The organism is Rhodococcoides navarretei (assembly GCF_038069675.1).
Lineage (GTDB): Bacteria > Actinomycetota > Actinomycetes > Mycobacteriales > Mycobacteriaceae > Rhodococcoides > Rhodococcoides navarretei.
Genome location: NZ_JBBPCN010000001.1, coordinates 2120782 through 2137759 on the forward strand (window position 1 = coordinate 2120782; position 16978 = coordinate 2137759).

17 protein-coding genes are annotated in these 16978 nt (G+C 65.4%); 6 read left to right on the forward strand and 11 right to left on the reverse strand.

Translation table 11 applies throughout. From position 1 onward, the window contains the following. Window positions 1-24 precede the first annotated feature (24 nt). On the reverse strand, window positions 25-1461 hold the full coding sequence (glnA, locus tag AABD04_RS10215) for a type I glutamate--ammonia ligase (RefSeq protein ID WP_032368128.1): 1437 nt from the start codon (window positions 1459-1461) through the stop codon (window positions 25-27). 167 nt (window positions 1462-1628) lie between these two features. Here glnA and AABD04_RS10220 point away from each other — a divergent pair, with 167 nt between their 5' ends. Continuing rightward, window positions 1629-2093: an RDD family protein gene (locus AABD04_RS10220; RefSeq protein ID WP_341441100.1), complete on the forward strand. Its 465-nt coding sequence runs from the start codon at window positions 1629-1631 to the stop codon at window positions 2091-2093. A gap of 40 nt (window positions 2094-2133) precedes the next feature. Here the strand turns inward: AABD04_RS10220 and AABD04_RS10225 are convergent, their stop codons facing one another. The 5 genes from AABD04_RS10225 to sucB all read right to left on the reverse strand — a co-directional run bounded on the left by AABD04_RS10225 (window position 2134) and on the right by sucB (window position 7616). Then, entirely contained in the window at window positions 2134-2889 is a 756-nt protein-coding gene (locus tag AABD04_RS10225) for a DUF4191 domain-containing protein (protein ID WP_341441101.1), read from the reverse strand. Window positions 2890-2951: 62 nt separating this feature from the next. Continuing rightward, complete coding sequence (gene lipA, locus AABD04_RS10230; protein WP_176459221.1) at window positions 2952-3965, reverse strand: lipoyl synthase; 1014 nt, start codon at window positions 3963-3965, stop codon at window positions 2952-2954. A gap of 10 nt (window positions 3966-3975) precedes the next feature. Then, window positions 3976-4755 carry a lipoyl(octanoyl) transferase LipB gene (gene lipB / locus AABD04_RS10235; protein WP_341441102.1) on the reverse strand — a complete coding sequence of 260 codons (780 nt, stop codon included), beginning with the start codon at window positions 4753-4755 and terminating at the stop codon, window positions 3976-3978. Between the two features lie 21 nt (window positions 4756-4776). Further along, the gene (locus AABD04_RS10240; RefSeq protein ID WP_243595043.1) at window positions 4777-5667 is read right to left on the reverse strand and encodes a TIGR01777 family oxidoreductase; all 891 of its coding nucleotides are present in this window, start codon (window positions 5665-5667) and stop codon (window positions 4777-4779) included. A gap of 149 nt (window positions 5668-5816) precedes the next feature. Next, on the reverse strand, window positions 5817-7616 hold the full coding sequence (gene sucB / locus AABD04_RS10245) for a 2-oxoglutarate dehydrogenase, E2 component, dihydrolipoamide succinyltransferase (protein ID WP_341441103.1): 1800 nt from the start codon (window positions 7614-7616) through the stop codon (window positions 5817-5819). Window positions 7617-7994: 378 nt separating this feature from the next. Between sucB and AABD04_RS10250 the strand changes: the two genes are divergently transcribed. Then, on the forward strand, window positions 7995-8336 hold the full coding sequence (locus AABD04_RS10250; protein ID WP_243609938.1) for an oxidoreductase: 342 nt from the start codon (window positions 7995-7997) through the stop codon (window positions 8334-8336). A gap of 49 nt (window positions 8337-8385) precedes the next feature. Here AABD04_RS10250 and AABD04_RS10255 read toward each other — a convergent pair whose 3' ends face one another. Next, window positions 8386-9909: a leucyl aminopeptidase gene (locus tag AABD04_RS10255; protein ID WP_341441104.1), complete on the reverse strand. Its 1524-nt coding sequence runs from the start codon at window positions 9907-9909 to the stop codon at window positions 8386-8388. Window positions 9910-10026: 117 nt separating this feature from the next. On the opposite strand from AABD04_RS10255, the gene gcvT reads away from it, so the two are divergent. After that, window positions 10027-11127: a glycine cleavage system aminomethyltransferase GcvT gene (gcvT, locus tag AABD04_RS10260; protein WP_341441105.1), complete on the forward strand. Its 1101-nt coding sequence runs from the start codon at window positions 10027-10029 to the stop codon at window positions 11125-11127. Window positions 11128-11168: 41 nt separating this feature from the next. After that, window positions 11169-12272 carry a branched-chain amino acid aminotransferase gene (locus AABD04_RS10265; RefSeq protein ID WP_341441106.1) on the forward strand — a complete coding sequence of 368 codons (1104 nt, stop codon included), beginning with the start codon at window positions 11169-11171 and terminating at the stop codon, window positions 12270-12272. Here AABD04_RS10265 and AABD04_RS10270 read toward each other — a convergent pair. The 4 genes from AABD04_RS10270 to AABD04_RS10285 are packed head-to-tail and all read right to left on the reverse strand — an operon-like array spanning window position 12269 to window position 15364. Beyond that, window positions 12269-13030, reverse strand: a complete 762-nt coding sequence (locus AABD04_RS10270) for an adenosylcobinamide-GDP ribazoletransferase (protein WP_341441107.1) — start codon at window positions 13028-13030, stop codon at window positions 12269-12271. The genes AABD04_RS10265 and AABD04_RS10270 overlap by 4 nt on opposite strands. A gap of 2 nt (window positions 13031-13032) precedes the next feature. After that, complete coding sequence (cobT, locus tag AABD04_RS10275) at window positions 13033-14133, reverse strand: nicotinate-nucleotide--dimethylbenzimidazole phosphoribosyltransferase (RefSeq protein WP_341441108.1); 1101 nt, start codon at window positions 14131-14133, stop codon at window positions 13033-13035. After that, window positions 14130-14699 carry a bifunctional adenosylcobinamide kinase/adenosylcobinamide-phosphate guanylyltransferase gene (cobU, locus tag AABD04_RS10280; RefSeq protein WP_341441109.1) on the reverse strand — a complete coding sequence of 190 codons (570 nt, stop codon included), beginning with the start codon at window positions 14697-14699 and terminating at the stop codon, window positions 14130-14132. Before cobU ends, cobT begins: the two co-directional genes overlap by 4 nt. Before the next feature lie 5 nt (window positions 14700-14704). Continuing rightward, complete coding sequence (locus AABD04_RS10285; protein ID WP_341441110.1) at window positions 14705-15364, reverse strand: DUF3043 domain-containing protein; 660 nt, start codon at window positions 15362-15364, stop codon at window positions 14705-14707. A gap of 101 nt (window positions 15365-15465) precedes the next feature. Between AABD04_RS10285 and AABD04_RS10290 the strand changes: the two genes are divergently transcribed. After that, window positions 15466-16545, forward strand: coding sequence for a glycerate kinase family protein (locus AABD04_RS10290; protein WP_341441111.1), 1080 nt, complete (start codon window positions 15466-15468; stop codon window positions 16543-16545). A 57-nt stretch (window positions 16546-16602) separates the two neighbouring features. Then, window positions 16603-16968 (forward strand): HesB/IscA family protein, encoded by a 366-nt coding sequence (locus tag AABD04_RS10295; protein WP_068052114.1) that lies wholly within the window; start codon window positions 16603-16605, stop codon window positions 16966-16968. Window positions 16969-16978: the final 10 nt, after the last annotated feature.

Genomic DNA, 16978 nt, shown 5'->3' on the forward strand with positions numbered 1-16978 from the left:
GTTCTCAGTGTGAAGTCAGGTCGATCACACGTCGTAGTACAGGGAGAACTCGTACGGGTGCGGACGCAGGTTGACGGGAGCGATTTCCTGCTCACGCTTGAGCGAGATCCAGGTCTCGATCAGGTCGGTCGTGAACACGCCACCCTCGGTGAGGTAGTCGTGGTCGGCCTCGAGCCGGTCGATGACCGCGTTCAGCGAGGTCGGTGCCTGAGGAATGTTCTTGGCCTCCTCGGGCGGCAACTCGTAGAGATCCTTGTCGACCGGAGCCATCGGCTCGATCTTGTTCTTGATTCCGTCCAGACCGGCCATCATCTGAGCAGCGAAGTTCAGGTACGGGTTACCCGAGGAGTCCGGCGCACGGAACTCGAGGCGCTTTGCCTTCGGGTTGTTGCCGGTGATCGGGATACGGACCGCAGCGGAGCGGTTGCGCTGGCTGTAGACCAGGTTGATGGGGGCTTCGTAGCCCGGCACCAGACGGTGGTACGAGTTGATCGTGGGGTTGGTGAATGCCAACAGCGACGGCGCATGGTGCAGGATGCCGCCGATGTAGTGACGGGCGAGATCCGACAGCCCGGCGTATCCGGCCTCGTCGTGGAAGAGGGGCTTGCCGTCCTTCCACAGTGACTGGTGCACGTGCATGCCCGAGCCGTTGTCTCCGAACAGCGGCTTCGGCATGAATGTCGCCGACTTGCCGTTCTGCCATGCGGTGTTCTTGACGATGTACTTGAACAGCTGCAGATCGTCTGCCGCGCGGAGCAGCGTGTTGAACTTGTAGTTGATCTCCTGCTGTCCACCGGTGCCGACCTCGTGGTGCGCACGCTCGAGCTCGAAGCCTGCGTTCTGCAGGTTCGTCGAGATCTGGTCGCGCAGGTCCACGTAGTGGTCGTACGGAGCGACGGGGAAGTAGCCACCCTTGAAGCGAACCTTGTAACCGAGGTTCGGGCTGCCGTCGGCCTCGGTCTCGGCCCCGGTGTTCCACCAACCCGAGGACGAATCGACCTCGTAGAAAGCGCCGTTCGCCTGCGAATCGAAGCGCACGGAATCGAAGATGTAGAACTCGGCCTCGGCACCGAAGTACGCGGTGTCGGCGATGCCGGTGCTGGCCAAGTACTCCTCGGCCTTGCGTGCGACGTTGCGCGGGTCGCGGCTGTAGGCCTCACGCGTGAACGGATCGTGGACGAAGAAGTCGATGTTCAGCGTCTTCGCGTTGCGGAAGGGATCGACCTGAGCGGTGGCGTAGTCCGGAAGCAGAATCATGTCGGACTCGTGGATGGACTGGAAGCCGCGGACGGACGAACCGTCGAACGCGAGGCCGTCTTCCAGGGTGTCCGCCGTGAACGCCTTCGCGGCGATCGAAAAGTGCTGCTGTGCGCCCGGCAGATCCGTGAACCGGATGTCGACGTATTCGATTCCTTCATCCGCGATGAACTTGATGACCTCTTGGGCCGTGGAAAACGCCACGCTTTTGCTCCTTTGTTGAGTCCGTCAACCTGACGTTATGGACATGGTGTTGCCCGCCCGTCAAGCTCGTGTTTCGCCCGTGTTACGCGTCCTGGTTCACGAGTGGCACGAACAACAGTACGTCCGTGTGTTTTCCCGTGTACCCGACCGCGCCTATCCTGGAAATCATGGCACGAATGACAGGGTCCTGGTTGTCCGGACCGGCGGCTGCGAACCCGCGAGAACCCCAGAACTTCCGTGGTGAGGAGTTGGGCCTACCGAAGCAGGGGGTCGGCGCTCTGGCCGGTACCGGACGCCGAGTTCTCGCGCTGGTGCTGGACTGGACGATGGCAACCGGCGTTGCGTCGTTGATTCTCGGTGGCTACACCACGAGCGGACTGATCTCGACGATCGTGCTGGCCGTGTGGTTCGGCGTCGGTCTGGTGACCGTCTCGCTGTTCTCGTTCACCCCGGGGCAGTTCATCGTCGGTATTCAGGTGGGCCGCATCGACGCACACGCGCGAGTCGGCTTCGTCCGTGCACTGGTGCGGCAGTTGATCCTGCTGTTCGTCGTCCCGGCGATCGTCACCGACATGGACGGTCGCGGAATGCACGACCGGGCAACGGGAACAGCCCTGCTGCGGACCCGCTGAGGGGTCTGCGCACCAGGGCTGTCGGAGTGGTCGTGAGTGGCTAGCGGCGCTTCATGGTCCGCTGAACGCCCTTCATCTTGGCTCCGCCGGGAACGGGGCCCTTCGGCATCGCCGGCCCACCCTTGGTGCCTAGCGCGGAAAGCCGCGATTCGATGGTGTCCATACGCTTGCCGTCGATGTTCTTCGGCAACTTCGACAGGTACTTCTGCAGTCCCGAGAGCGGAATCTGGTTTTCTTCGTTTCCGACGATGATGTCGTAGATCGGTGTATCGCCCACCAGGCGGGCGGTCTTCTTCTTCTCCTGGGCCAGCAGTGTCTTCACGCGATGAGGTGCACCCTCGGCCACGAGAATGACACCCGGCTTACCGATGACGCGATGCACGGCGTCGAGATGGGTGGTTCCGGCGATCGCATTGGTCACCCGCCACGAGCCCTGCAGATTGTCGAGCGCCCAGGCGGCTGCGCCGGCCTGGCCGTCGGCCTTCTTGTACACGGATTTCTGTACCCGGCGGCCGAAGATGATGAAGGCGACGAGCACACCGAGAAGCAAGCCGATGGGGAGCAGGAACCACTGGAATCCGAACGCGAGACCGATCAGAAATCCGACGAGTCCCAGCCCGACGACCGCTCCGATCATCAGCGGAAGGAGAACCTTGTCGTCCTTGCGCTGCATCTGAAACGCCTGCCAGAGTTGCTTGCGTCGTTCCCTCGATGCCTGCTTGCGCGCCGCCTTGGCAGCTGCTTTTACTTCCTTGCTGGGCTTCGCTGCTTTGCCAGCCTTACTGCCGTTCGCCATGCTTCACAGGATACGTCCTGTGCCGGCGCTCACGTGCACCGCGCCGGGTTGGCCGACGACGATCAGCGAGCCGCCAGACGTGCCATCAGCGAACTGGCCTCCTGAGAAGCTTCGCCACCGTCGGTGAGGTGACTCATGCTCTCGGGCAGCTCTCGTCCGTGATGGGCCATGGCCTGTGCGTACAGGCGACCCGCGCGGTACGAGGAGCGGACCAACGGCCCGGCCAGCACACCGGCGAACCCGATCTCGGTGGCGTAATCGGAGTGCTCGACGAACTCCTCCGGCTTGACCCAACGCTCCACCGGGTGGTGGCGCGGTGACGGACGCAGATACTGGGTGATGGTCAGAATGTCGCACCCGGCCTCGTGCAGGTCGCGAATGGCTTCCTGAACTTCTTCGGGGGTTTCACCCATGCCGAGGATCAGATTGGACTTGGTGACCAGGCCGTCGTCGCGGGCCGCGGTGATGACGTCCATCGACCGCTGGTACCGGAAGGCCGGACGGATGCGCTTGAAGATCCGCGGCACCGTCTCGACGTTGTGAGCCAGCACCTCGGGGCGCGACGAGAAGACCTCGGCCAATTGATCGGGCTTGGCGTTGAAGTCGGGGATGAGCAGCTCGACGCCGGTGTTCGGATTCAGCTTCTTGATGTACCGAACCGTCTCGGCATACAGCCACGCGCCGCCGTCCTCCAGATCGTCCCGAGCGACGCCGGTGATCGTGGAGTAGCGCAGACCCATGGCCTGCACGGACTCCGCCACCCGGCGCGGCTCGTCCCGATCCAGATCCTCCGGCTTGCCGGTGTCGATCTGGCAGAAATCGCAACGGCGGGTGCATTGCTCACCGCCGATGAGGAAGGTCGCTTCGCGATCTTCCCAGCATTCGTAGATATTGGGGCAGCCGGCTTCCTCGCACACCGTGTGCAGACCTTCGCGCTTCACAAGACCTTTGAGCTCGGTGTACTCCGGGCCCATCTTCGCTTTGGTCTTGATCCAGTTGGGTTTGCGTTCGATGGGGGTCTCCGCGTTTCGGATCTCGAGGCGGAGCAGCTTGCGTCCTTCTGGGGCCACAGTCACAGGATCGATGCTACGCGCCGAAGCGGACCGTCGTGAACCGCGGGTTGATCGACGCCTCCGCGACCGGCGGATGCTCGATCTCGTGGTCCTGCACGGGCATCGACCCGTCCAAGGCGGCCAGCACAGCGCGGGTGACCGCCGGGGTGACGTCGTCGATCGAGACGTCTCGGCCCAGCTCCAGCGACAGCGACGTCACACCGGCATCGGCGATGCCACACGGCACGATGGCGTCGAACCCCGTCATGGCCGCATTGCAGTTCAGAGAGAAACCGTGCAGCGTCACTCCGCGCTGAACGCGGACCCCGATCGCAGCGATCTTGCGTTCGGGCAGCCACACGCCGTCTCGCATCTGCGCCGCGAGCCACACCCCGGATCTCCCGTCGACGCGCCCGCAGCCGATGCCGTAGGCGGACACGACCGAGATCAGCGCTTCTTCGATACGGCGCACGTACCTGACGACGTCGATGGGGTGCGCGAGTTCGACGATGGGGTAGCCCACCAATTGACCCGGACCGTGCCAGGTGATCTTGCCGCCACGATCGACCTCGACGACGGGGGTACCGTCCCGCGGCATGTCCTCCTCGGAGGTACGTCGGCCAGCGGTGTAGACGGACGGATGCTCGAGCAGCAGCAGCGTGTCGGAGCCGACGCCGTCCGCCCGGGCACCGGCGATCTCGCGCTGTAGTGCCCAGGCCTCGGTGTACTCGACGGTGCCCAACTCTCGCACCACGACCGGCTCGGAGCTCGCACGTGCCGACACTGCGACCGACGGAGAGTTCGCATCACTCATGAGTCGGAACGGTACGCCGCGTCATGAGCCGACGGCCACCCGCAGTGCTTCCCCGATCGTGTTGTGCTCGAAGGTGTAACCCGCGTCTTCGAGAGCCTTCGGAATTGCCCGTGGCCCGGTCAGGATGGCCTCCTCGGCGAACTCGCCGATCACGGCTTTCAATGCGAAGCCGGGCACCACCCACGGGGCAGGCCGATGTACCGCCCGCGACATCGCACTGTTGAACTGCGCATTGGTCACCGGAGTCGGGCCCACCATGTTCACCGGCCCGCGCAGTGAGTCGTTCTCGATGCCGTGCACGATGGCACCGATCTCGTCCTCCAGAGAGATCCACGGGAAGTACTGACGGCCGCTGCCCAACCGTCCGCCGAGTGCGAACAGGTACAGCGGACGGAGCTTGCCCAGCATGCCGCCGCGTTGCGACAACACCACACCGCTGCGCAGAAGTATCGTTCGGACACCGGCTTCCGACGCCCTCGAGGTGGCGTTCTCCCAGTCTCGACAGACCTCGGCCAGAAATCCCTCACCGACGGGGGCACTCTCGTCGACCACTCGGTCGCCGGTGTCGCCGTAGAAGTTGACGCCGCTGGCATTGATCAAGGTGGGTACTCCAGCGTCGGCGGCAGCCGCCGCGAGCACCTCGGTCGGCGCGATGCGACTGTCTCGTACCAACTGCTTGTAGGCCCCGGACCATCTCTTGTCGCCGATACCGACGCCGCAGAGGTTGACGATGGCGTCGGCACCGTCGAGCGTGGCGGTGTCGATGCTCCCGCGCGACGGATCCCACTGGGATTCGTCCGGTCCCGCCGGCGCGCGCCGAACGAGACGGGTGACGTCGTGGCTCCGGCCCCGCAGTGCTGCGACCAGAGCTGTGCCGATCAAACCTGATGAACCTGCAATGACTACGCGCATGTGAACGAAAGCCTCCTTGACGCAAACGGGGCATCATTCGCGAACGAATGATGCCCCGGATGCACGGTTCGTGCCCCTCTTTTCGAGACTCCGATGCGAATGTTTCGCGCTCTCACGAGAATACGTGAGAGACGCGATTCGCCGGTTGCCTACAGGCCGAGATCGGCCTCGAACGACGCTACTTCGAGACGCTGCTTGATCGTCGTGAGGAAGCGTCCCGCGTCGGCTCCGTCCACCAGGCGGTGGTCGTAGGTCAGCGGTAGGTAGCACATCGAGCGAACACCGATCGACTCGTTGCCCGAGTCGTCCTTGACGACGACCGGACGCTTGACGATCGCACCCGTGCCGAGCATGGCCGCCTGCGGCGGAACCAGGATCGGGGTGTCGAACAGCGCGCCCTGGCTGCCGATGTTGGTGATCGTGAACGTGCCACCGGACAGCTCGTCGGGCTTGAGTCCGCCCGAGCGTGCACGGGTGGCGATGTCGTTGATCGCCCGAGCGATTCCGGCGAGCGACAGATCGCCTGCATTGTGGATGACGGGGGAGAGCAGACCCTGCTCGGTGTCCACGGCGATACCGAGGTGGACATCGGCGTGGTACGTGATCTCCTTGGCGTCCTCGTTGATGCTCGCGTTGACGTTGGGGTGCGCCTTGAGAGCCTCGACGACGGCCTTCGCGAAGAACGGCAGGTACGTCAGGTTGACGCCCTCGCTCTCGGCGAACTTCGCCTTCGCCTTGGTGCGCAGGCCCGCGATCTTGGTGACGTCGACCTCGAAGGTCTGCGTGAGCTGTGCAGAGGTCTGCAGCGACTCACGCGTCTTCTTCGCGGTGATCTGTCGAATCCGGTTGATCTTCTGCGTGGTTCCGCGAAGGTGCGCGAGCTCCGGGCGAACACCAGCGGTGGCCGGGGCAGCGGGCTTCGATGCGGCGGCAGGCGCAGCATCGGCAGCCGGAGCGGCCGGAGCCTTCTTGGCCTCGGCTGCGGCGAGCACATCCTGCTTGCGGATGCGTCCACCGACTCCGGTGCCCTTCACCGTCGACAGGTCGACGTCGTTGTCCGACGCCAGCTTGCGCACCAGGGGAGTGACGTACGGGCTGGAATCACCCGACGGTGCCGATTCCTTGGCGGGAGCGGCCTTGGGAGCCTCCTGCTTGGGCTCGGGCTTCGGCTCGGCCTTGGGGGCTTCCTGCTTCGGAGCCTCCTGCTTCGGAGCCTCCTGCTTCGGCTCTTCCTTCTTCGGCTCTTCGGCCTTCGGGGCCTCGGGTTCCGGCGTGGCCTCGGGCTCGGGAGCCTTCTCGGCCGGCGATCCCGATCCGATGACGGCGAGCTGGCCTCCGACGGCGACCGTGTCGTCTTCCTCGGCGGAGATCTCGAGCAGAGTTCCGGCGACCGGAGACGGGATCTCGGTGTCGACCTTGTCGGTGGACACTTCGAGCAGCGGCTCGTCGACAGCGACCTCGTCGCCGACGGCCTTGAGCCACCGGGTCACTGTGCCTTCGGTGACGGACTCACCCAGCTCGGGCATCGTGACCGGCGTGCCGGATCCGGACGAGCTGGACGAGTCGGACGATGCACTCGCTGCGGGTGCCTCCTCCTCGGCCTGCGGCTCGGGCTCGGCTGCGGGAGTGGGCTCCTCGGCAGCCTCCTCGGGTGCCGACTCCTCGGCGGGCGCGGCGTCCTCGGACGGTGCGTCGGACGAGGATTCCTCGCCCGCGTCACCGATCTGGGCGAGCTCACCACCGATCTCGACGGTGTCGTCTTCCTGAGCGACGATCTTGGTGAGAACACCGGCAGCAGGCGACGGGATCTCGGTATCGACCTTGTCCGTGGAGACTTCGAGCAATGGCTCGTCGACTTCGACGGTGTCGCCTTCTTGTTTGAGCCACCTCGTGACAGTTCCCTCGGTGACGCTCTCACCAAGAGCTGGCATCTGGACGGAGAAGGCCATGTCTGTTGACTCCTCGACAGTTGTATGCGGGTGATGTAGTTCTTACGACTTGTGGTCGCAGACCATTGTGCTGGCGGAACAGGGTTCATGGACGAGAGTTGCGTGATTCGATTCGACGGAGGCACCGGTGCACACGGCACCGATCGAGCAGGTTCCGCTCGATACAGCGCCCACGTCGACACTCCCTCTCGGCAATTCACTTACTCACTTCACGAGCCTTGGTTCACTATCAAGAGAGCTGAACCCTCTAATGTCATCCTTCCATTGTTATCGCCTCGCCGTTCCCCTAGGGCGTGCAACACGCCTGGCAAACTGGCGGGTAACAACATTCCGGCACCAGAACCGGTGATCCATCGGCCGTACGAAAAGGATGTTCTCGTGGGATTGTTCGATCGACTCAAGCGAAGCGGCGGGGGCGCGAAACGAGCCCCGGAGGGGTCGGTCGCCCAGTACCTGGCCGATTGGAGCGCCGCGCGAATCGGTGTCGAGGCCTACGTCGAGCCGAAGACGACGGTCACCCCGCTGACCGTCGTGCTGATCGCGAACGACGGCGAATGGACTCGTCGGCCGTTGGATGAAAAATATGCACGAAAGATCGGACCCGACCTGAAGATCCCGGTGTACGACGTCCGCAAGACCGGCTATCCCCAGCGCATGCGCGACCACGACGCTCGCCAGAAGGTCATCAAGAGGCGCGAACAGCAGCAGCGCGACCTGTGACCGAAGTCCGTGCGTGCGGACACCGATCCGCACGCACGGACTTTCGCGATCAGCCGTTCTCTGCGATGTCCTCGAGTACGGCGAACATCGTCCGGACGGGTACCCCGGTGCCACCCTTGCCGGTGTACCCGAACGGTCCGCCGGTGTTGTACGCCGGACCCGCCACGTCGATGTGAGCCCATTCGACGCCGTCCGCGACGAATTCCTTCAAGAACAGAGCGGCAGCGAGCATTCCACCGGCCCGGCCGTTGGTGACGTTCGCCAGATCGGCCACCTTGGAGTCGAGTTCGCGCCGAATCTCTTTCGGCAGCGGCATCGCCCAGGCGTTCTCGCCGATGGCCTGAGAGATCTCGGCGACGCGGTCGCGGAAGTTCTCGGTACCCATGACCCCCGGCGTTCGATTGCCGAGCGCAACCACCTGAGCTCCGGTCAGTGTCGCGGTGTCGATGAGGTAATCCGGATCGTCCTCGCAGGCACGCACGATCGCGTCGGCCAACACCAAGCGGCCCTCGGCGTCGGTGTTGATGACCTCGACGGTGATGCCGCCGTACTGGGTCAGCACATCGCCCGGACGCTGCGCGGTGCCCGACGGCATGTTCTCGGCCATCGGCACCGTCGCGACGACATCGAGAGGCAGACCGACCTTCGCGGCCAGGATCACCGTCGCGATGACGGCAGCCGCACCGCCCATGTCCGAGGTCATGTTCTCCATGCCCGCAGCGGGTTTGATGGAGATGCCGCCGGTGTCGAACGTGATTCCCTTGCCGACCAGGGCGACCTTCTTCGCGCCCCGCTTACCGCCCGAGTGCGTCAGGCGAACCAGTCGCGGCAACCGCGAAGAACCCTTGCCGACGCCGTGGATGCCGCCGTAGCCGTCCTTCTCCAGAGTCTTGTCGTCGAGGATCTCGACCTTCAATCCGGCCGCGGTACCTAGAGCCTTGGCCTGCGCGGCGAACTCCTCCGGGTAGAGGTGGCTCGGCGGGGTGTTGACGAAATCGCGTGCCACAGCCACGGATTCGGCGATGGCGACCGATCGTGCCAGCTCGTTCTTGGCTTCCTTGGAGCGAGTGTCGGGAACGAGCAACTCGACGCGGGCGAGGGGAAGACCGTCGGCCTTCGGTGCCGACAGTGCGGACTTGAACTCGGTGAACTGATACGCGCCGAGGAAGAACCCCTCCGCGGCCGCGCCGAGGTCGAGTGCCGACAACGTCGTCGCGGCCGTATCCACGCCCTTCAGTGCGCGAGCCGCAGTTCCGGCCGACTGGCGGATGCGCTCGCTGTCGATGTCGGCTGCGCTGCCGAGGCCGACGGCCAACACGCTGTCCACGGACAGGCCCGACGGTGCGGGAATGCGTACCAGCTCGTCGGCCTTGCCGGTGGCTCCGACGGACTCGAAAGCGTCGAGTAGCGCTGCTGCGATGGCGTCGTCGGAAATGTCGTCGGTGATGGCGAGTTCGAGGCCGTCGTCACTCGTACTCAGCGCGACGACGAGAACGTCGACTTTCTTACCGAGCTTGCCCGCCAGGACCAGGTCGGGTCCGAGAGTGCGGAAAGGCGTCGAAGGGGAAGGCACGTGGCTGCTCCTGTAGGGGTTGACGTGTACGTACCTCGATCCTAGTGACGGACGATCGGCGAACGCAGTCGGTCTGCCGGGCCCGTGACCGCCACGAAGTGAGCTAGCGTGACCGCCATGACGGACACCGAGCTGATCGAGGGACCACTTCACGCCGCGCACACCGAATTGGGCGCGACATTCGCACCTTTCGGCGGCTGGACCATGCCGGTGTCCTATGCCGGGGTCGTTCTCGAGCACGCGGCGGTACGAGAGACCGTGGGACTCTTCGACGTCGGACACCTCGGTAAAGCGTCGGTCACCGGACCCGGAGCGGCCGCGTTCGTGAACTCCGTACTGACCAACGATCTGAACCGAATCGAACCCGGCAAGGCGCAGTACACCCTGTGCTGCACGGAAACGGGCGGTGTCGTCGACGACCTGATCGCGTATTACGTCTCCGACGACGATGTCTTTCTGGTGCCGAACGCAGCCAATACCGCCGCCGTCGTCGCGGCGATGGCCGAGCAGGCACCCGAGGGTGTGTCGGTGGTGAACCAGCACCGCGAGTTCGGAGTGCTGGCGGTGCAGGGGCCGCAATCGGCAGGGGTGCTGCAGGAACTGGGACTGCCGACCGACATGGACTACATGGCGTTCGAGGACGCCACGTGGAATTCGAGAGAGGTGCGCGTGTGCCGAACCGGATACACCGGCGAACACGGGTACGAGCTCGTTCCCGCGGCAGCAGATGTGGAACCTCTCTTCCGTGCCCTCCTGGCTGCGGTGAGAGCGCGCGGAGGGCAGGTGTGCGGGCTCGGCGCGCGTGACACGCTGCGCACCGAAATGGGGTACCCGCTGCACGGACACGAACTGGCACTGGATATTTCGCCCCTCGAGGCCCGTTGCGGCTGGGCGATCGGGTGGAAGAAGGACGCGTTCTGGGGCAAGGAGGCCCTGACCGCCGAGAAGGCGAGCGGACCGACACGAGTGCTGCGCGGACTGAAGGCACTCGATCGTGGTGTCCTTCGTCCCGGCCTGGCCGTTCGGGCATCCGGACAGCAGATCGGCACGACGACGTCCGGCACGTTCTCGCCGTCGCTCAAGATCGGAATCGCCCTCGCCCTGCTCGACGCGGGAGCCGCTCCGGAGGTGGGCACCGAGGTCGAGGTCGACGTTCGTGGCCGAGCGTTGCGCTGCGAAGTTGTCGCGCCGCCGTTCGTCGCAGCGAAGACCAGGTGACCGCGCGAGAGCGCAACGGCCTTGACGATAGGATCTCCGGCATGACAGGTGTTTCCGAGTTCGCGTACGTGCAGCATCCCTCTCCCGCCACTCCCGTGGAGCGCGCCGCTGTACTCGCTGCACCCGGTTTCGGAAAGCACTTCACCGATCACATGGTGTACATCGACTACACCCGTGACGGCGGATGGCACGATGCGACGATCGCGCCCTACGGGCCGATCGAACTCGACCCGGCCGCGATGGTGCTGCACTACGGCCAGGCCATCTTCGAAGGCCTCAAGATCTACCGTCAGCCGAACGGCGACCTCTCGACCTTCCGGGTGCACTCCAATGCCGAGCGTTTCCGCTCCTCGGCCCGCCGTCTGGCGATGCCGGAGTTGCCGGACGAGCTGTTCATCGGATCGATCGAGAAGCTTCTCGAACTCGACCACGACTGGGTCCCCGCAGCAGGCGGCGAAGACGCTCTGTACGTCCGGCCGTACATGTTCTCCACCGAGGCCGGGCTCGGTGTGCGCCCCGCCGACTCGTACCGCTACATGCTGATCGCCTCGCCCGCGGGCGCGTACTTCCCCCGAGGCGTCAAGCCGGTGAGCGTCTGGCTGTCCACCGAATACGTCCGGGCGGCACCGGGCGGCACGGGTGCCGCGAAGTTCGCGGGCAACTACGCTGCATCGCTGCTGGCGCAGGCGCAGGCCAGCGACGAGGGATGCGACCAGGTGGTGTGGCTCGACGCCACCGAGCGCCGTTACGTCGAGGAAATGGGCGGGATGAACCTGTTCTTCGTCTTCGGCTCGGGCTCCGATGCCCGCCTGGTGACGCCGTCGCTGTCCGGATCACTTCTCCCCGGTATCACCCGCGACTCGCTGCTGGCCCTGGCGACGGACGCAGGCATCCCCGTCGAAGAGCGGCGGATCTCCACCGAGGAATGGCGCAAGGGTGCGGACTCCGGCGAAATCACCGAGGTGTTCGCCTGTGGCACAGCAGCCGTCATCACTCCGGTGGGCAGCGTCAAGTCCACCGAGGGAACGTTCGAGATCGCGGGCGGGGAGCCGGGCGAGATCACGCTCGCACTGCGTGACACGCTCACCGGCATTCAGCGCGGCACGTTCGCCGACACCCACGGTTGGATGACCACGCTCCGCTAACTTCCGAGAAGCAGGCCGATCGCGGCCAGGGCAGTGGTGGTCTCGATTCCTGCTCCGAGCACGTCCCCGGAGAGTCCACCGAAGCGTCGGACACAGTGCCGAGTGGCCGCTGTTCCGATCGCCAGGACGGCAAGGACCACCAGCGGTCCCTGCCACGGGTGATCGCCCCGTGCGAACACGGAGATCGCCACTGTGACAACCACCCACAGCACCGGAGTCACGTTCGACTGCGTGCCAGCGACGAGCGCACCGAAACCGTTCGGCGACGACGCGTCGGTTCCGCGGCGGCACGCGAGCACCACCGACACTCGGCCGATCACCGGCAGGGCAGCGATGGCCCACCACAGCTGCTGCTCCGCGAGCTGGCCGACACTCGCGGCCTGAATCGCCAGGATCAGGGCGATGGCCGCCACCCCGAAGGGCCCAGCACTGCCGGACTTCATGACTTCTCGCGCTCGTTCGGGTGGGCCGTAACAGCCCAATCCGTCTGCGGTGTCGGCCAAGCCGTCGAGATGCATGCCCCGAGTCAGCAATGCCGCGGCAGCAACGGTGAGCAGGCCGCCGAGCAGTGGCGACAGTCCCGCCGTGACCGACACCCACAGGACTGCCGCCCAGATGCCGCCGAGGGCAAGACCGACGAGCGGAGCCAACGCTATCGCTCGGCCGGCGGAGTGCCTGTCGACCTCGTCCGGGCCGCGCACAGGCAACACCGTCAACCAGGAGAACGCGAGCACCAGTGCATCGGCTCGCCTGCACACCGTCAGTGGTCTTCGATACTGCTGTGGGCCTCGCTGTCGCCGGAACTGACACCGGAGTCGGCAAAGGTGGCCATCGAATTCAACGTACCGACGCCCGCACGAACCAGAGGCAGTGCTGCCAGTGCACCCGAACCTTCTCCGAGACGCATCTCCAACTCCACGATCGGTTCGAGACGCAAGTGCCGCAACGCAAGCGAATGGGCAGGCTCGGCCGATCGATGCCCGGCAACCCACCAGTCCCGTGCTCCGGCTGCCGCGTCCTCGGCCACCACCGCGGCCGCTGTCACCACGAGGCCGTCGAGGATCACCGGTGTTCGCCGATGCGCGGCCTGGGCGAGAAAGCCGGCGAGGGCCGCGATGTCGGCACCGCCCGCGACCCGCAGCAGGTCGGTGGGGTTCTTGGCGACCGGCCGTGCTCTGCGCATGGCATCCCGGATGGCTGCGGTCTTCCTGATCCACCCGGCATCGTCGATTCCAGTGCCGCGACCGACGGCGGCAACCGGTTCGGTGTCGGTCAGGGTGGCGATCAATACCGTTGCAGGAGTGGTGTTTCCGATGCCCATGTCGCCTGCGATGAGAAGATCCGCGCCGGCGTCCACTTCTTCGTCGGCGATGGCGGCTCCGGCAGCAATCGCGGCCCGAACCTCGTCCTCGGTGAGTGCATCCTCGCGGTCGATGGACCCGCTGGACCGTCGAATCTTGAACGCGGACACCGACGTATCGGTATCGGCGTCGACCGCGACATCGACAACCCGCACCGTGGCATCGGCGATGTGCGCGAGCACGTTGACCGCTGCGCCGCCGGCCCGGATGTTCTCGACCATCTGCGCCGTCACCTCGGGAGGATAGGCCGAGACCCCGTGCGCAGCGACGCCGTGATCGCCCGCGAAGACGACCACCCGCACTCGCTCGAAAGACCGCGGCGGGCAGGCGTCCTGGCAGGACGCGATCCACTCACCGAGCGCCTCGAGGCGGCCGAGGCTTCCGGCCGGTTTGGTCAATTCCCGTTGCCTGTCCGCGGCGGCCGATCGAGCCGAGTGGGACGGAGCGGATACCGGTCGAAACGGCGACGACGCCGATTCTTCTTCCGAAGGAGTTGTCACACTGTGCCTTTCGCGGTGATGAAGTCCGCCGGTGGTTCCTTGAGGGGCAGCGCGAGCCCAGCGACGACCAGCAGAACCCTGTCACATACTGCTGCGAGCCGAGAATTGAGCAGCCCCAGCTCGTCGCGAAAGAGGCGACCGGAACGGGATTCGGGCACCACGGACAGACCTACTTCGGGGCTGACGAGTACAAGGGAAGAGGTGGACTCGGCGACAGCATCGACCAGAGCGTCGACGGCCGGTGCGATGGTGCCACGGGGTAGCTCCCATGCCTCCGCGTCGTCGAGCATTCCCGTCAACCACGTTCCGAGATCGTCGACGAGGGTGGTGCCGTTCCACGGCTGCGAGACGACACCCGACAGGGATGCGACGGTTTCGACGGTGGACCACTGTTTCGGTCTCGACGCGCGATGCCGCTCGATACGGCACTGCCAATCGTCGTCGGTGGCATCGCGCCTGCCGGTGGCGACGTACCGAACCGGCTCGAGCACGGCAAGCGATTCAGCGTGCCCGGACTTGCCGGATCTGGCTCCACCGAGCACGAGGGTTCGAGTCGGTGCGTCCACAGACGTCAGACGGCCTCGCCGGCGCTGACTCGCGGCTTGGGAGCGCGCATCTTGCGGATCTGGGACGCGCGAACGAAGGCGTACCACCCGATCTTGAAACCGCCGTCGGTGGTCTCGGGGAACCGCACCCGGATCTTGTTGTTGATCATCTTGCCGAGGTAGATGCCTTCACCGACCATGAAGAGCATCATCACGAACATGCCGAGCGTGACGTACTGCTGCACCTGAGGCTGCAGGAACAACGCGAAGATCAGGATCAACGCGAGCGGCATGAACAGGCCCACGAGATTGCGACGCGCGTCGACGATGTCGCGCACGTATGCGCGAACCGGACCCTTGTCGCGGGGGAGCAGGTACTTGTCGTCGCCCGCGAGCATGCGTGCGCGTCGCTCGGCTGCGGCGGCGCGTCGCTCGTTGGAGGCGGCCTTGCGATCTTCCTTGCTGCCCTTGTTCGCCTTGCGACGCTCGCGTGCCTCTTTGCTCGTCAGGGGAGCAGGCGCAACCGGCCCACGACGCCGCGACTCGGCGTCACGGCGCTTGGGGGTCGGCCGGCCCTTGCCGAGAGACACCGAAGGGGTCGCGTCGCTCCCGGCCGTCGTCGACTCGGATTCGTTCGAGTCGTTTCCGTCCGAATTGTCAGAGTTTCCACGGCGTAGCAGCTTCACGCACTCAGAGTATGGGATGGCTCCTCGGTATCGAACACCGGCCAGGTCAGCGGGGAAACAGCGGATGGAAGTCCCGGCGCTGCAGCCCTAGACTTCCGACGATGCGAGTGATGATTGCGCCGGATTCGTTCGGAGACACCTTGACTGCTGCGGCCGCGGCCGACGCCATCGCCAAGGGATGGGCCTCGGTTCGTGAGACCGACGAACTCGAGCTCGCGCCCCAATCCGACGGCGGCCCGGGCTTCGTCGAGGTCTTGGCCTCGCGTATCGGGACCGTGCAGTTCGCAGACGTGGACGGGCCCCTCGGCAACCCGGTCCGGGCCTGCTGGCTGCTCGACGGTACGGCGGCGTACATCGAATCGGCTCAGGCGTGTGGACTGCATTTGCTCGACGGCCCGCCCACCGCGCTCTCTGCGCTGAAGGCGAGCAGCTACGGCGTCGGTCAGCTACTCGACGCCGCCCTGGACGCCGGGGCTCGAACGGTGTTCGTCGGACTCGGCGGAAGCAGCTGCACCGACGGCGGGCGCGCGATGATCCGTGCGCTGGGCGGTCTCGGATCGGCAGTCGCGAGGTTGTCGGACATCGACCTCGTTGCCGCCTCGGACGTGGAGAACCCGCTGCTGGGCGACGCCGGTGCAGCACGAGTGTTCGGCCCCCAGAAAGGTGCCGACGCAGACACCGTCGCTCGGCTGGAGGAGTTGAACACCGATTGGGCCGCAGTGCTCGCCGCCGCCGGCCACGAGGTGGCAGGACTGTCCGGTGCCGGAGCGGCGGGTGGTCTCGGTGCGGCTCTGTTCGCTCTCGGTGGCAGGCAACTCCCCGGTGCCGTCGTGGTAGCCGAACGAACCGGGCAGCAGGAACTGCTGAACTCCGTCGACCTGGTGCTGACCGGCGAGGGAAAATTCGACTCGCAGTCGCTGCGGGGGAAGCTGGTGACCAGAATTGCTGCCGCGGGAGGGGTAACGGGCATCGAGACGATCGTTCTGGCAGGCCAGGTCACGTTGTCCGCTGACGAGTTGGACTCGGCGGGTATCTCGGCAGCGCACTCCGTCACCGAGTTCGCGGGATCGGTGGAGCTGGCGATGTCCGACGCGGCGAACCAGCTCGAACAGCTGGCCGCGCGAGTCGCGGCCGACGTTGCCGAAACTGCGGTCGACCGAGGCGGCGAGCGTGAGGAATAGAGCTACCGGGAGTACGGTTGAGTAATTCACGGGTTGTACGACTGATAGGGAGAACCCATGACCGTTTCGAATGAGACCGCAACGACCGAAACCACGGCGCACAAGGTCACCATGACGGAGACCGCATCGACCAAGGCCAAGGCGTTGCTGGATCAAGAAGGCCGCGACGACCTCGCTCTGCGTATCGCCGTCCAGCCGGGTGGTTGCGCAGGACTGCGCTACCAGCTCTTCTTCGACGACCGAAGCCTCGACGGCGACCTCGCGGTCGACTTCAACGGCGTCACCCTCGCAGTGGACCGGATGAGCGCTCCGTACGTGGAGGGTGCATCCATCGACTTCGTGGACACGATCGAGAAGCAGGGCTTCACGATCGATAACCCGAACGCCACGGGATCGTGCGCGTGCGGCGACTCGTTCAACTGAGCTGACTCGT

Excerpts from the sequence above, each read along its gene's own strand:
- lipB (WP_341441102.1), bottom strand. The coding sequence starts at position 4,755 with ATGAGTGATGCGAACTCTCCGTCGGTCGCAGTGTCGGCACGTGCGAGC.
- AABD04_RS10240 (WP_243595043.1), bottom strand. The coding sequence starts at position 5,667 with ATGCGCGTAGTCATTGCAGGTTCATCAGGTTTGATCGGCACAGCTCTG.
- AABD04_RS10295 (WP_068052114.1), top strand. The coding sequence starts at position 16,603 with ATGACCGTTTCGAATGAGACCGCAACGACCGAAACCACGGCGCACAAG.
- sucB (WP_341441103.1), bottom strand. The coding sequence starts at position 7,616 with ATGGCCTTCTCCGTCCAGATGCCAGCTCTTGGTGAGAGCGTCACCGAG.
- AABD04_RS10225 (WP_341441101.1), bottom strand. The coding sequence starts at position 2,889 with ATGGCGAACGGCAGTAAGGCTGGCAAAGCAGCGAAGCCCAGCAAGGAA.
- gcvT (WP_341441105.1), top strand. The coding sequence starts at position 10,027 with ATGACGGACACCGAGCTGATCGAGGGACCACTTCACGCCGCGCACACC.
- AABD04_RS10220 (WP_341441100.1), top strand. The coding sequence starts at position 1,629 with ATGGCACGAATGACAGGGTCCTGGTTGTCCGGACCGGCGGCTGCGAAC.
- AABD04_RS10290 (WP_341441111.1), top strand. The coding sequence starts at position 15,466 with ATGCGAGTGATGATTGCGCCGGATTCGTTCGGAGACACCTTGACTGCT.
- AABD04_RS10265 (WP_341441106.1), top strand. The coding sequence starts at position 11,169 with ATGACAGGTGTTTCCGAGTTCGCGTACGTGCAGCATCCCTCTCCCGCC.